12 protein-coding genes are annotated in these 13,153 nt (G+C 65.7%); 8 read left to right on the top strand and 4 right to left on the bottom strand.

The features are described 5' to 3' along the window. Window positions 1–36 precede the first annotated feature (36 nt). From ABID58_RS18455 to ABID58_RS18430, 6 genes are read left to right on the top strand one after another with little or no spacing between them, the layout of a single operon-like run. Window positions 37–1,473 (top strand): FAD-binding oxidoreductase, encoded by a 1,437-nt coding sequence (locus ABID58_RS18455; RefSeq protein WP_354033736.1) that lies wholly within the window; start codon window positions 37–39, stop codon window positions 1,471–1,473. A gap of 11 nt (window positions 1,474–1,484) precedes the next feature. Beyond that, on the top strand, window positions 1,485–2,570 hold the full coding sequence (locus ABID58_RS18450) for an ABC transporter substrate-binding protein (protein ID WP_354033734.1): 1,086 nt from the start codon (window positions 1,485–1,487) through the stop codon (window positions 2,568–2,570). 38 nt (window positions 2,571–2,608) lie between these two features. Continuing rightward, window positions 2,609–3,718 (top strand): ABC transporter ATP-binding protein, encoded by a 1,110-nt coding sequence (locus ABID58_RS18445; RefSeq protein WP_354033733.1) that lies wholly within the window; start codon window positions 2,609–2,611, stop codon window positions 3,716–3,718. Window positions 3,719–3,720: 2 nt separating this feature from the next. Beyond that, window positions 3,721–5,487, top strand: coding sequence for an ABC transporter permease subunit (locus ABID58_RS18440; protein WP_354033731.1), 1,767 nt, complete (start codon window positions 3,721–3,723; stop codon window positions 5,485–5,487). A 31-nt stretch (window positions 5,488–5,518) separates the two neighbouring features. Further along, window positions 5,519–6,424, top strand: a complete 906-nt coding sequence (dapA, locus tag ABID58_RS18435; RefSeq protein WP_354033730.1) for a 4-hydroxy-tetrahydrodipicolinate synthase — start codon at window positions 5,519–5,521, stop codon at window positions 6,422–6,424. A 12-nt stretch (window positions 6,425–6,436) separates the two neighbouring features. Then, window positions 6,437–7,303 (top strand): IclR family transcriptional regulator, encoded by an 867-nt coding sequence (locus ABID58_RS18430; protein ID WP_354033728.1) that lies wholly within the window; start codon window positions 6,437–6,439, stop codon window positions 7,301–7,303. A 199-nt stretch (window positions 7,304–7,502) separates the two neighbouring features. Here the strand turns inward: ABID58_RS18430 and ABID58_RS18425 are convergent, their stop codons facing one another. From ABID58_RS18425 to ABID58_RS18415, 3 genes are all read right to left on the bottom strand, one after another. After that, entirely contained in the window at window positions 7,503–8,603 is a 1,101-nt protein-coding gene (locus tag ABID58_RS18425; RefSeq protein WP_354033726.1) for an alkene reductase, read from the bottom strand. Window positions 8,604–8,781: 178 nt separating this feature from the next. Beyond that, window positions 8,782–9,285, bottom strand: coding sequence for a DUF1993 domain-containing protein (locus tag ABID58_RS18420; RefSeq protein ID WP_148755604.1), 504 nt, complete (start codon window positions 9,283–9,285; stop codon window positions 8,782–8,784). Window positions 9,286–9,394: 109 nt separating this feature from the next. After that, complete coding sequence (locus tag ABID58_RS18415; RefSeq protein WP_354033725.1) at window positions 9,395–10,696, bottom strand: lytic murein transglycosylase; 1,302 nt, start codon at window positions 10,694–10,696, stop codon at window positions 9,395–9,397. A gap of 187 nt (window positions 10,697–10,883) precedes the next feature. Here ABID58_RS18415 and htpX point away from each other — a divergent pair, with 187 nt between their 5' ends. Both htpX and ABID58_RS18405 read left to right on the top strand, forming a co-directional pair. Then, window positions 10,884–11,840 carry a zinc metalloprotease HtpX gene (gene htpX / locus ABID58_RS18410; RefSeq protein WP_148755606.1) on the top strand — a complete coding sequence of 319 codons (957 nt, stop codon included), beginning with the start codon at window positions 10,884–10,886 and terminating at the stop codon, window positions 11,838–11,840. A gap of 135 nt (window positions 11,841–11,975) precedes the next feature. Then, on the top strand, window positions 11,976–12,617 hold the full coding sequence (locus tag ABID58_RS18405; protein WP_354033724.1) for a tetratricopeptide repeat protein: 642 nt from the start codon (window positions 11,976–11,978) through the stop codon (window positions 12,615–12,617). A gap of 166 nt (window positions 12,618–12,783) precedes the next feature. On the opposite strand, the gene ABID58_RS18400 is transcribed toward ABID58_RS18405, so the two are convergent. Further along, the gene (locus tag ABID58_RS18400) at window positions 12,784–13,137 is read right to left on the bottom strand and encodes a hypothetical protein (protein WP_354033723.1); all 354 of its coding nucleotides are present in this window, start codon (window positions 13,135–13,137) and stop codon (window positions 12,784–12,786) included. Between the last annotated feature and the right edge of the window lie 16 nt (window positions 13,138–13,153).

The raw sequence follows: 13,153 nt of genomic DNA, 5'->3' as shown, positions 1-13,153 counted from the left end.
GTTTGGGCCAGCGTCGGCCCGTCCCGGAGGCTGGTGATGGCATTGATCGAGGCGTTCAGGCAGTTGCTGGGCGACACGGCCGTGCTGACTCGCGAGGAGGATCTCGCGGGCCTCACCGAGGATTGGCGCGGCCGTTTTCGCGCGGCGGCGCTCTGTGCGGTAATGCCATCCACCACGGAGCAGGTCGCGGCCATCGTCCGCCTTTGCGTCGCGCATGAAACGCCAGTGCTGCCGCAGGGCGGCAACACCAGCCTGTGCGGCGGAGCGACGCCATCGGGGCAGGGCAAGCCGCCGGTCATCGTCGCGCTGACGCGCATGCGCCGGATCCGTTCGCTCGATCCCGTCAACAACACCATGGTGGTCGATGCCGGCTGCGTGCTCGCAACCATTCAGGAGGCCGCCGCTGCTGCGGGCCGGCTCTTTCCGGTGAGCCTCGGCGCCGAAGGGTCCTGCCAGATCGGCGGCAATATCGGCACCAACGCCGGAGGCACGGGCGTGCTGCGCTACGGCAATACCCGCGACAATGTGCTCGGGTTAGAGGTGGTTCTGCCGGACGGATCGGTCTGGGACGGCCTCTACGCGCTGCGCAAGAACAACACCGGCTACGACCTCAAGCATCTTTTCATCGGCTCCGAGGGCACCCTCGGCATCATCACCGGTGCGGTGCTGAAGCTGCATCCGCTGCCGACGGCGGAGGCCGTCGCCTGGCTTGCGGTCGATCATCCGCAGAAGGCGCTGGACGTGCTGGGCCTGTTCCAGGCCTCTTGCAGCACGCGGCTCTCAGCCTTCGAGTTGATGAATGCGAAGCAGATCCGGCTCGTACTGGAGCAGGTGCCGGGCCGGCGCTGTCCGGTCGCGGAAATCGACACTTGGCACGTCCTCGTCGAATTGTCCGACACCGGCGATGCCGCGGCGCTCGCGACGACGATGCAAACGGTGCTCGAACAGGCGCTCGAGGCGGGACTGGTCAGCGACGGCGTCGTCGCCGCAAGCGAGGCACAGCGCAAGGCAATGTGGCTGGTGCGTCACAGCGTCTCGGAAGCCAACAAGAAAGCAGGCGTGGGCCTCACGTCGGACACCGCGGTGCCGGTGTCGACCGTGCCGGCCTTCATCGATCAGGCGATGGCCGCTGTGCGCGCGGTCGTGCCGGATCTGCCGTTCGTGATCGTCGGCCACATGGGCGACGGCAACATTCATCTCATTCCCTTCTTCAGCTTTGCCGAGTGGGAAGCCATGCCGGAGCGCGACACCGTTGCGCAGCGCATCCGCCGCGCCATGAACGATGTCGCAAGCTCGCTGCGCGGCACCTTCAGCGCCGAGCACGGCGTCGGACGCACGCTGACCTGCGAGATGTCCCGCTACAAGCCGCCGGTCGAGCTCGCCTTGATGCAGGCGGTGAAACAGGCGTTCGATCCGCAGGGCCTCTTCAATCCTGGCCGTGTTCTGCCACCACCACCCATTGCAACATCATAGAGGGGACTGACATGACCAATCTTCCGAAGATCATCACTTCCCGCCGCCGTCTGCTGCTCGGTGCGGGAGCCGGCGCCGTCGCGCTCGCCGCGCCCTCGGTCTGGTCGCCTTCCCGCGCCGCCGGCAAACGGATTGTCGTGCGCGACGACGGCGGCATTTACACCAAGGCCTATGGTGCGGTGTACTACCGGCCCTTCACGGAAGCGACGGGAATCGAGGTCGTCGGCGTGCAGGCCAATGCTGAGCCGGTCGCTCAGATCAAGACCATGGTCGAGACCAAGAGCTACACCTGGGACATGGCCAAGATCTCCTGGCCCGCGATCCAGCTCCTGACCACCGGCGGCAAGCAATATCTCGAGAAGCACGGCCTCGAATCCGAGCCCGTCGTCAAGTCGATCCCGGCCGAATACGCCTCGCCCTACGGCGTCGCGACCAATGTCTACACCACGGTGCTCGCCTATCGCACCGACGCCTTCAAGGGCCGCAAGGCGCCGCAATCTTGGGCCGATTTCTGGAATGTGGCGGACTTCCCTGGCCGCCGCTCGGTGCGCAAGCATCCGTTCGACACGATCGAGGAGGCGCTGATGGGAGCCGGCGCCCCGACCGCGCAGGTCTATCCCTGCGATCTCGACAAGGCCTTTGCCTCGCTCGACAAGATCAAATCGTCGGTCGCGGTGTGGTGGACCAGCGGCGCGCAGGTCGAGCAGATGCTGACCTCGGGCGAGATCGACATGCTGCCGACCTGGGTGTCGCGTGCGCAGTCGGCACAGGCGGCAGGCGCTCCCGTCGAGATCGTCTGGAACCAGGGGGTCTGGGGCGCTGACAATTGGTCGATCCTCGCCGGCTCGCCGAATGCGGATGCCTGCCGCGAGTTCATCAAGTTCGCCTCCGATGCGAAGCGGCAGGCAGCCCTCGTGGAATATTTTCCGGCCGGCCTCACGCAGCCGGAGGCCTTCAACTACGTCAAGCCGGAGGTCGCCAGGAACTGCCCGACCTATCCGGACAACATCAAGGCCGGGCTGAAGATCGATCCGAAATACTGGTACGACAACCAGGCCGCCGTCATCGAGCGCTTCAACAGCTGGATTCTGGCTTGACCGGCGCCCAGGGAAGCGCGAAGCGATCGGAGCGGCCCATGGTCTCGTCGAGCCTGCGCATTCACGAGCTGTGCAAGCGCTATGGCGACTTCGTCGCGCTGGCGCCGACCAGCCTCGACGTCGCCAGCGGCGAATTTCTCACCCTGCTCGGCCCGTCGGGATCGGGCAAGACGACGCTGCTCAGCCTGATCGCAGGCCTCGCCCATCCTGACGAGGGGCGGATCCTGATCGACGATACCGACGTCACGCACAGCCCGGCCTATGACCGCGATATCGGCGTCGTGTTCCAGAACTACGCGCTGTTTCCTCACATGACGATCGAGGACAACATCGCGTTTCCCCTGAAGATGCGGAAGGTGGCCGACGCTGAGGCGCGCCGGCGCACGGCCGAGGCGCTGGAGACGGTGCGACTGCCGCACGTTGCAAAACGCTATCCGCGCGAGCTCTCCGGCGGCCAGCAGCAGCGCATCGCGCTGGCGCGCTGCATCGTCTATCGGCCCGCCATCATTCTGATGGACGAGCCCTTGGGCGCGCTCGACAAGAAGCTGCGCGACCAGATGCAGCTCGAGATCAAGCGCATCCATCGCGAGCTCGGCACCACGATCGTCTACGTCACCCACGACCAGGAAGAGGCGATGACGATGTCTGATCGCATCTGCCTGATGAATGCAGGCGCGATCGAGCAGCTCGGCACGCCTGAGGATCTCTATTTCCGTCCGCGCTCGGTATTCGTCGCCGACTTCCTCGGCGAGTCCAATTTGCTCAGCGCCACCGTGCGTGGCGTCGACGGCGATGGGCTCGACATCGTCCTGGCCGCGCAGGCCGCGCCGTCGCGCGCCGTCGGCAATGGCGGGAGTTTCGCCGCGGGCGAGCCGATCAAGGTAATGGTGCGTCCCCAGAACCTCGTGGTCGGGGACGCCGGCGGCGGAGGCCAGCTCTCCGGCCGTATCTCTGGGCGGCTTTTGGACGTGATGATCAGCGGCAGCCTGACGCGGCTCTACATCGCGCCGGAGACGGCGGGCATGCCGCAACTTGTCGCCGCGCATCCGACCCGCAGCGGCGCGGCGCCCTACGAGATCGGACAGCTTCTGTCGCTCGGATGGCATGCGGCGGACGCCGTCGCCATCCGCGATGGCAAGGGGATCTGAGCTTGGCCGCCCCGCGCGCGATACCGCGGAATCTGGCCTGGACGCGGGCGGCAATGGGCGCGCCGCTGGTCCTGCTGCTCGCGCTGTTCCTGGTCTATCCGGTCGGCCAGCTGCTGCTGCTCAGCGTCTACGGCGACAATGGCTTCACGCTGGCGCAATACCGCCAGCTCTTCGCCTCATCGGTCTATCTCGACGTTCTCCTGATCACCCTGAAGATCTCGCTGGTCACCACCCTGGTCTGCGTCATCACGGGGTATCCGATCGCCTATCTGATCTCGGTCGTCGACAAGGAACGCAAGACGACGCTGCTGTTCTGGGTGCTGCTGTCATTCTGGACCAGCTTCCTGGTCCGCGCCTTCGCCTGGATCGTGCTGCTCGGGCGCAACGGCGTCATCAACAAGCTCCTGATCTCGCTCGGCATCATCTCGAGCCCCGCGAGCCTGCTTTACAATTTCGGCAGCGTCCTCGTCGGCATGGTCAATGCGCTGCTGCCGCTCGCCGTGCTGACGATGCTCGCGGTGATGGAGAACATCGACCGCACTCTGCCGCGCGCGGCCGCCACGCTCGGGGCGCGGCCGGGCATGGCGTTCTGGAGAATCTATTTTCCGCTGTCGCTGCCGGGCGTCGCCGCGGCGGGCATCATGGTGTTCGTCACCGCGATCGGCTTCTTCATCGTGCCGGCACTGCTCGGAGGACGCCGCGAGACCATGATCACGCAGCTCATCATCGACCAGGTCCAGCAGACCATGAACTGGGGCTTTGCCGGAGCGATCTCGGTGCTGCTGCTGTTCGTGGTCTTCATCGTCTTTGCTGCCTATGACCGCCTGCTCGGCTTGTCGACCATGACCGGCGCGGCCGCGCCGCGCAACGCGGCACCGTCGCGTTCGTCGGGCCCCCTTCACAAGGCGGGTGACGCGCTCCTTACGCTGCTCGGTGCGGTCTCCGACCGGATCCTCCGGCTCCTGCCGTCACGCCGTCGCGACCGCAATCCCGACCAGGCCGGCATGGGCTTGCAAGCCTTCGTCTGGATCATGCTGCTCATCATCAGCGCGCCGACCATCCTGATGATCCCGCTGTCGTTCGGCACCGGCGGCCTCAACTGGCCGCCGCAGGGTTTTACCCTGCATTGGTATGAGACCGTGCTGAGTTCGCCGCTCTGGACCCAGGCCATGCTGCGCTCGCTCATGGTCGGGCTCGGAACGGGACTGCTCGCCATGCTGATCGGCACGCCGGCCGCGTTCCTGCTGGTGCGCAGCGACATCCGCGGCAAGGCGGCGTGGCTGGCCTTCATCCTGTCTCCGATCGTGGTGCCCCGCATGATCATCGCGGTCGGGCTGTTTTACGTCTTCGCGCGGATGGGCCTAATCGGCAGCGCTTTCGGCCTCATTCTCGGCCATACCGTCGTGGCGGTGCCCTACGTGGTCATGACGATGATGGCGGTGCTGCGCAATTACGACACGCGGCTCGACCACGCCGCGCAGAGCCTCGGCGCGCGCCCGTTCGCGACGTTGCGCTACGTCACCTTCCCGATCCTCGGCGCGGGCATGATGTCGTCATTCCTGTTCGCCTTCGCGACCTCGTTCGACGAGCTCACCATCGCCCTGTTTGCGACCGGCGGCCTCAACGCGACGCTGCCAAAGCAGTTTTGGGACGAGGTGACGCTTCAGGTCTCGCCCGCGATCGCCGCCGTTTCGACCTGCCTGTTCGTTTTCATGGGGCTCCTGATCTTCGTCGCCGAACGCCTGCGCCGGCGGGCCGCCGCGAGATAGAAGCTCCGCATTCCAACCAGAGGTTCACATCATGCTTACTGCCAATCGTCTTCGCGGCCTGTTCCCGGCCATTCCAACCCCGGTCAAGGCCGACGACACCATCGATGCCGGCGCGGTCTCGGCGCTGTTTGCCTGGCTCAACAAGCAGGGGATCGACGGCGTGGTGCCGCTCGGCGGCACCGGCGAATATGGCGCGCTGGCACGCGCCGAGCGCATCAAGATGGCCGGCTTGTCGGTGAAGGCGATGGCGGGCAAGGGCCCGGTCATCGCCGGTGTGCTGGACACCGGCTTCCACGATGCCTTGCAGGCGGGCAAGGAATTCGCAGCGGAGGGCGTGGACGGTCTCCTGGTTCTTACGCCATACTATACCAACCCGACTCAGGCTGGCGTCCGCGACTATTTCCTGCGTTATGCCGACGCCTCGCCCGTGCCTGTCCTGATCTATGAGATTCCCTACCGCACCCGGATAGCGATCGAGCCCAAGATCCTGCATGAGCTCTCCAGGCATCCCAACATCATCGGCATGAAGGCCTGCAATCTCGACATGTACCATTTCCTCCAGGTCGTGGCCGGCGTCGACGCGAGCTTTGCGGTGCTGAGCGGCGAGGACAGCCTGTTTCCGCTGCATCTCGCGGCCGGCGCGACGGGCGGCATCGTCGTGACCGCATGCCTTTTGCCGCGAGCCTGGCGCCAGATATTCGAGACGGCCACAGCTGGCAAGACAGCGGAGGCCTTGAGCCTTCATCGCCGCCTGATCCCTCTGATGAATATGGCGTTCGCCGAAACCAATCCGGGACCGATGAAAGCGGTGATGGACCTCGTCGGTGTCGAGGCGCCGCGCATGCTGGCGCCGCTGGTCCAGCCGGCACCGGCGCTGGTCGCCGCGCTCCGCGCCGAGCTCGGCCGGCAGTTGGCGGTCTCGGAGGGCATCGGGTGAGAGGACGGCAGCATGGCGCGTAGCAGTCGTGACGGCAGCGGCCGCGCCGCGAAGGCAAAGGCCGCCAAGGCCGACGAGAAGGCCACGGACAAGGGCGGCGAGTCACGCTCGTCGCTGTTCGTCGGCTCGACCGAAAAGGCGTTCCAGGTCCTGCACGCCTTCGACGGCCCGCAGCGCTACATGACGCTCGCCGACATCGCGCGCGCCGCCGGTCTCGACCGTAGCGCCACCCAGCGCCTGGTCTACACGCTCGAGACGCTCGGCTATCTCAAGCGGATCGAGGGCACGCGCAATTACGGTCTTACCTCGAAGGTGCTCCAGTTCTCGCACAGCTATCTCAAGGCCAACGATCTGATCGACCGCGCATCGCCCTATTTGCTCGAGATCAGCCGCAATCTCGGCGAGACCACCAACCTGCACGAACTGGATGGCCACGAGGTTGTCTTCGTGGCGCGCTTTCCGGGGGCGCACCTCATCAACATCGACATCGTGATCGGCAGCCGGCTGCCGACCTTCTTCACGGCGTCCGGCACGGCGATCCTGTCGGCGCTGCCCGAGGAGGAACGCCTCGATCTTCTCAAGCGCACGCCGCTCGCGCCGCTGACGCCTTTCACTGTAACCGACCCGAAGGTGCTGATGGAGCGTGTACGCGTCGCGGCCCGGCGCGGCTATGCCGTCATCATGAACGAGACCGTGATGGGCGACATTTCGGTCGCAGCTCCCATTATCGACGAGCATGGCCGTGCGATTGCCGCGATCAACATTTCAGTGCCGACGACGCGCTGGACCAAAGAGCGTGCCGAGGCCGAGCTGGCGCAGCACGTCCACGTCGCCGCAACCTCCATCTCCAAGTCGAAGTTCAACCGCTACGCCGCCTGAGGCGCGGGGGTAGCAAAAAGGCCGGGAGCGATCCCGGCCTTTTCCTTTCGTGGCGCGCCACGCTCGCCATTCCTCTCCGCAGTCATCGTCCGCGAAGGCGGACGATCCAGTACGCCGCGGCCTCTCGACCTGATCTCGCTGCCGGTGGTTACTGGATGCCCCGCCTTCGCGGAGCATGACAGTCGTCGCTTGGGAAAGGCTACTCCGCCGGCTCGGCGGCCAGCGTCGGGTAATCCGTGTAGCCCTTGGCGCCGCCGCCGTAGAACGTGTTCTTGTCCCAATCGTTCAGCGCCGTGCCCTTCTTCAGCCGCTCGACCAGGTCGGGGTTGGAGATGAACGGCTTGCCGAAGGCGATCAAATCGGCCGCGTTCGTGTCGAGCACCTTGGTCGCGAGTTCGAAATCGTAGCCGTTGTTGGCGATGTAGGCGCCCGAGAAGCGCTTGCGCAGGCTCGCATAGTCGAACGCTGCGAAGTCGCGCGGGCCGCCGGTGGCGCCTTCGACGACGTGGAGATAGACGAGCTTCAGCGCGCTGAGGCCGTCGGTGATGTGATTGAACAGCGCTTGCGGATTGGAATCGGCAATGTCGTTGGCGGGCGTCACCGGCGAGATGCGGATACCGGTCCGGTCGGCACCGGCTTCCGCCACGACGGCCTTGGAGACCTCCAGCATCAGCTTGGCGCGGTTCTCGATTCCGCCGCCATAGGCGTCGGTGCGCTTGTTGGCACCATCCTTGGCAAACTGGTCGAGCAGGTAGCCATTGGCGCCGTGGATCTCGACGCCGTCGAATCCGGCCTCCAGCGCGTTCTTCGTGGCGCGCTTGAAATCGTCGATGATGCCTGGAATTTCGGAGAGCTCGAGCGCGCGGGGCTCGGAGACGTCGGCGAAGGTGCCGTTCACAAAAGTCTTGCCCTTGGCGCGAATCGCGCTCGGCGCCACCGGGGCTGCGCCGCCCGCCTGGAGGTCGACATGCGAGATGCGGCCGACATGCCAAAGCTGGATGAAGATCTTGCCGCCGCGCTCATGCACCTTGTCGGTGACCTTGCGCCAGCCGGCGACCTGGTCCTTCGAATAGATGCCGGGAGTGTCCTGGTAGCCCTGGCCCTGCTGCGAGACCTGGCTCGCTTCGGTAATCAGCAGGCCCGCAGACGCACGCTGGCCGTAATAGTCGGCGGCGAGCGGAGAGGGCACGAAGCTGCCGGGCGCGGCGCGATTGCGCGTCAGCGGTGCCATCACGAAACGGTTGGCCAGCGTGATCGGGCCGAGCTTGTAGGTCTCAAACAGTTTGGTCGGACGGCTCATTGGGGTGCTTCCAGGGTTGAGAGGTCCGGAACACTTGTGCATTGCGACATCAGGCGCAAGGGATGAGCCATACGGAAAGTGCAGGCGAGCTGCGCGGCAGGCCCGCGCAGCATAATTCATGTGCATTTTCGGCTGCCGCAGCGTGAATTCGCTGCCGCGGCCGTGCGGCCTGACAAACTCAGTTTACGCCGAGGAAATCGCGCTTGCCGATCTCGACGCCGCTGTGACGCATGATGCCATGAGCGGTGGTGGCATGAAAATAGAAGTTCGGCAGCGAGACCGCGCTGAAGAACTGCTGGCCCTTGAGCGTCATGGTCCGGTCCGGGCCCGCCGGGAAGGTCACGTCCTTGGTGTCGGCGCCTTCGAACTGCTCCGGCTTGAATGATTTCACGTAGTCGATCGTCCTGGCGAGCCGCTGCTTCAGCTCCTCGAACGTCTTTTCCGTGTCGGGCATCGAAGGCACCTCGCTATGCGTCAGCCGGGCGCAGCCCTTGGCGGCGAAATCGCTGGCGAGCTGGATCTGCTTCGACAGCGGCAGCATGTCCGGGAAGAGGCGCGAGCCGAGCAGGACGGCCGGGTCGATCTTTTTGGCCGCGCAATGCGCCTCGGCCTTGGTGAGCAGGCCGATAAGGCTGTTCAGCATTTGCAGATAGGCGGGAACGACGGCGTCGTGGAAGGACATGTGATGCTCGCTTCAATGGTGGGAGATCTCAGGAGAAAACCTGAGCCACTCACATGGGAGCCTCATGGAATAATACAATCGACGAAGTGGCTTGTGCGGTGCGAAAATTCTACCGCACCGTCGCCTGGGGCTGCGCCTGTGCCGTGCTGCCCCGCATGCGGGCCAGAAGCTCCGCGGTCGGCCAGGAATCGGCGGGCAGGCCGTATTTGATCTGCATCGCCTTCACGGCCGCGCGGCTCTGCTGGCCCAGCACGCCGTCGACCTTGCCGACATTGAAGCCGGCTTGGACCAGAAGTTGCTGCAATTGCCTGAGCTCGTTGAACGGCAGTTGCGCGACCTGCCCGGCCGGCCTGCGCATCGGGGCGGCGCCCGCAATCCGCGAGGCAAGATAACCCGCGGTGGTCGAATAGATCAGCGAGTTATTCCATTCGGTATAGGCCGCGAAATTGGCATACGCCATGAAGGCCGGCCCAAAGCGTCCCATCGGCAGCAGCACGGACGCCGCGAGATTGTCATTCGGCAGTGGACGGCCGTCGGGATAGGTGACGCCGAACTGCGCCCATTTCGAGCGCGGCAGCTGCACGCTGAGGTCAGTCTGATCCCATGGCAGGTTCTGCGGCACCTTGATCTCTTCCAGCCACGGCTCGCCGCGCCGCCACTTCAAGCCCTTGGCGATGTAGTTCGCTGTCGAGCCGATCACGTCGTCCTCGCTGCGCAACAGATCGCGCCGGCCGTCGCCGTCATAGTCGACGGCATAATTGACGTAATGCGTCGGCAGGAACTGCGTCTGGCCGAGCTCGCCGGCCCAGGAGCCGATCATCTCGTCGGGCGTGAGATCGCCGCGGTCGATCACCTTCAGCGCGGCGATGGTCTCGTTCGCGAACATCTCCGAACGGCGGCAGTCATAGGCGAGCGACACCAGCGATTTCAGCGTCGGCAGATTGCCCATGTTGACGCCGAAGTCGCTCTCCAGGCCCCAGAACGCGGCGATCACCGCCGGCGGCACGCCATATTCCTTCTCGGCGCGCGCGAACGCCGCAGCGTGTTGCTTGATGTGCTGCTGGCCGTTCTGCATGCGATAGGGCGCGGCCATGCGGCCGGCAAATTCGGTGAAGAGCTGGCCGAACACGCGCTGGCCGCGGTCGCGGTTAACGATGCCCTGGTCGTAGACGAGGTAGGGCGAAGCCTCCGCTATCGTTCGCTGCGACACGCCGGCTGCAACCGCCTGCTGTTTCACGTCGGCGAGGAAGCGATCGAAGCTCTGCCCATTGTGGCACGACGCCGCGCGCGACGAGGGCACCGTGGCCTTGGGCGCGGCAGGCCTTGCGGGTGGCGGCGCGATCTGGGCGGAGGCGGTTGAAGAGAGCGCGAACAGAGCGGCGGCCGCGATCGCAAATCGGGTCTTGGACATGAGGTTTCCGAAAGGGGGAGGAGACGTTTGGATTCTTGACGAAGTTTAATGGAATGCTCGAGCTCAAACCAGTGCCGCGGCTCCGCGACGCACCCTAGAACCTTGCATCCGGGCCGGGGTCATCCCTACCTCGTGTTTGCCGGCCTGCCACGCGTCCAGCGGCCATGGCCGGCTCCAGGAGACGGCCATGAACTATCTGCGTACCGCAATGCTTCTCGCAGGCCTCACCGCCCTGTTCATGGGCGTGGGCTATCTGATCGGCGGCGCCGCTGGCGCCATGATCGCGCTCGTGATTGCGGCGGCGACCAATCTCTTCACCTACTGGAACTCCGACCGCGCGGTGCTGTCGATGTACGGCGCCCATCAGGTCGACCGTCAAAGCGCGCCGGAACTGGTCGGGCTCGTTGCCGAGCTTGCGGGCCGCGCAGGCCTGCCGATGCCGCGCGTGTTCGTGATGGACGAAGCGCAGCCCAACGCGTTCGCGACAGGCCGCAATCCCGAGAACGCCGCCGTGGCCGTCACAACGGGCCTGATGAACCAGCTCAGCCGCGAGGAGCTTGCCGGCGTGATCGCGCACGAGCTCGCGCACATCAAAAATCACGACACCCTGCTGATGACTGTTACCGCCACCATCGCCGGCGCCATCTCGATGCTGGCGCAGTTCGGCATGTTCTTCGGCGGCAACCGCGACAACAACGGCCCCGGCATCGTCGGCTCGATCCTGATGATGATCCTGGCGCCGCTCGGAGCCATGCTGGTGCAGATGGCGATCAGCCGCACCCGCGAATACGCCGCCGACGATCTCGGCGCGCGCATCGCGGGACAGCCGATGTGGCTGGCGTCGGCGCTGGTGAAGATCGAGGGCGCCGCGCATCAGGTGCCGAACTATGACGCCGAACGAAATCCCGCGACCGCACATATGTTCATCATCAACCCGCTGTCGGGCCATGGCGTCGACAACCTCTTCGCCACCCATCCCTCGACGCAGAACCGCATCGCGGCGCTCCAGCAACTGGCGGCCGAGCTCGGCGCGCGAGCGACGCCGTCGGTCGGCGCCAACGAGAATTATCCGCCGCAGGGCCCGTGGGGCCGCTCGTCTTCACGGGGTCCCTTGGATGGGCCTTCACGTGGACCTTGGGGCTGATGCGGAATCCGCCGGATTTTGGCTGGCTTTGTGACCTGGCGCACACAGGGCCGGTCTCGCCGGTGGTAACACCTGACCGAGAGTGTTCCTTCGAAAGGGGATGCGTGGCCGGCCCGTCGCCGGTCGCCGTCGAAGATGACCAGAGCTGCGGTGCCATTGTTGATCGTGCTGGGCGTGGCCATTGGCCTGTCCACGCATACGGTCGTGAATTGCGGTGATGAGGACGAGCCCGACATCTGCTCGGCCGTGATCGGCTTCTCGCCGTTCCGTGGCTCCCTGATCGCCTTCGCCTATGAGGGGCGCGGACGGATCGCGCTGCGCCACGGCGACAACGGCCGGGCGATCGCCGATTTCAACGAGGCCATCCACCTCAATCCCAACCGCGCCTCGCTCTATCGCGACCGCGCGCAGGCGTACCGTCAGAACGGCGAGCTGAGCCTCGCGATTGCCGATTTTGACGAGGCGATCGCGCTCGATCCCAAGCCGGCGCCGCCCTATCACGAGCGCGGCCTCGCTCTCGCCGCCAAGGGTGATCTCGACCGCGCGATTCTGAGCTACAGCACCGCCGTCCGCCTCGACCCCTCCGACCCGAAGGCCCGCCTCGACCGCGGCCTTGCGTTCCTCGCCCGCGGCCAGGCCAACGATGCTCGTGCAGATTTCGAAGCCGCTGTTGCGTTGCCGCCCGGCAAGGACGGCCGCACACGCGCCGCCGCGCGCGCAAAACTCGCCGAGCTCTCGAGCGCCGGGCCGGCCCGCGTCTCGGCGCCGACGCGGTGAGAGGTGTTCTCCCTCGCCCCGTTCTTACGGGGAGAGGGTTGGGGTGAGGGGCTCTATCCGCGAAGATGGTGAGAGTTGGATCTGCGGAGACTCCCCCTCACGCGGATCGCAAGAGCGATCCGACCTCTCCCCGCAAGCGGGGCGAGGTGAAGGGCGCAAGCGTCGGCTACTTCGCCTTCTTGGCTTTGGCCTTCTTGGCCTTCGCGGCCTTCTTCGCCGGCTTGTCCTTGGCCGGCTTCTCGGCCTTCGCCTCGATGGGCGTGCTGGCGGCCAGCCGCATGGCGCGGGAGTAGCTGTCGGCGACATTGTCGGCGGACATCTGGAGGCGCCTTGCGGCGGTGGTGGCCTGCTCCATGGTGGCCTTGGCCATCATCTTGAAGCGGGCGCCGGTCTCCTTGCCCCTGGCCTTGGCCGCAAGGCCGCTGAAGCGATCCCGCCGCTGCTTGGCGCGGGTCATCAGGCCCGTCTGCAGCTGTCTGGCCAGTTGCCGGATCACGACATCCAGGTCGGCGTCCGCCATGTCTTCTATCCTCTTC

Source organism: Bradyrhizobium sp. S3.2.6 (assembly GCF_040546885.1).
GTDB classification, from domain to species: domain Bacteria; phylum Pseudomonadota; class Alphaproteobacteria; order Rhizobiales; family Xanthobacteraceae; genus Bradyrhizobium; species Bradyrhizobium cytisi.
The sequence above is the reverse complement of the archived record's forward strand: the minus strand, read 5'-3'. Positions and strand labels throughout refer to the sequence as shown.

Bases quoted from the DNA above. Each gene is read 5' to 3' on its own strand.
- ABID58_RS18455 (WP_354033736.1), top strand. From the start codon at position 37: ATGGCATTGATCGAGGCGTTCAGGCAGTTGCTGGGCGACACGGCCGTG.
- ABID58_RS18450 (WP_354033734.1), top strand. From the start codon at position 1,485: ATGACCAATCTTCCGAAGATCATCACTTCCCGCCGCCGTCTGCTGCTC.
- ABID58_RS18445 (WP_354033733.1), top strand. From the start codon at position 2,609: ATGGTCTCGTCGAGCCTGCGCATTCACGAGCTGTGCAAGCGCTATGGC.
- dapA (WP_354033730.1), top strand. From the start codon at position 5,519: ATGCTTACTGCCAATCGTCTTCGCGGCCTGTTCCCGGCCATTCCAACC.
- ABID58_RS18430 (WP_354033728.1), top strand. From the start codon at position 6,437: ATGGCGCGTAGCAGTCGTGACGGCAGCGGCCGCGCCGCGAAGGCAAAG.
- ABID58_RS18425 (WP_354033726.1), bottom strand. From the start codon at position 8,603: ATGAGCCGTCCGACCAAACTGTTTGAGACCTACAAGCTCGGCCCGATC.
- ABID58_RS18420 (WP_148755604.1), bottom strand. From the start codon at position 9,285: ATGTCCTTCCACGACGCCGTCGTTCCCGCCTATCTGCAAATGCTGAAC.
- ABID58_RS18415 (WP_354033725.1), bottom strand. From the start codon at position 10,696: ATGTCCAAGACCCGATTTGCGATCGCGGCCGCCGCTCTGTTCGCGCTC.
- htpX (WP_148755606.1), top strand. From the start codon at position 10,884: ATGAACTATCTGCGTACCGCAATGCTTCTCGCAGGCCTCACCGCCCTG.
- ABID58_RS18405 (WP_354033724.1), top strand. From the start codon at position 11,976: ATGACCAGAGCTGCGGTGCCATTGTTGATCGTGCTGGGCGTGGCCATT.
- ABID58_RS18400 (WP_354033723.1), bottom strand. From the start codon at position 13,137: ATGGCGGACGCCGACCTGGATGTCGTGATCCGGCAACTGGCCAGACAG.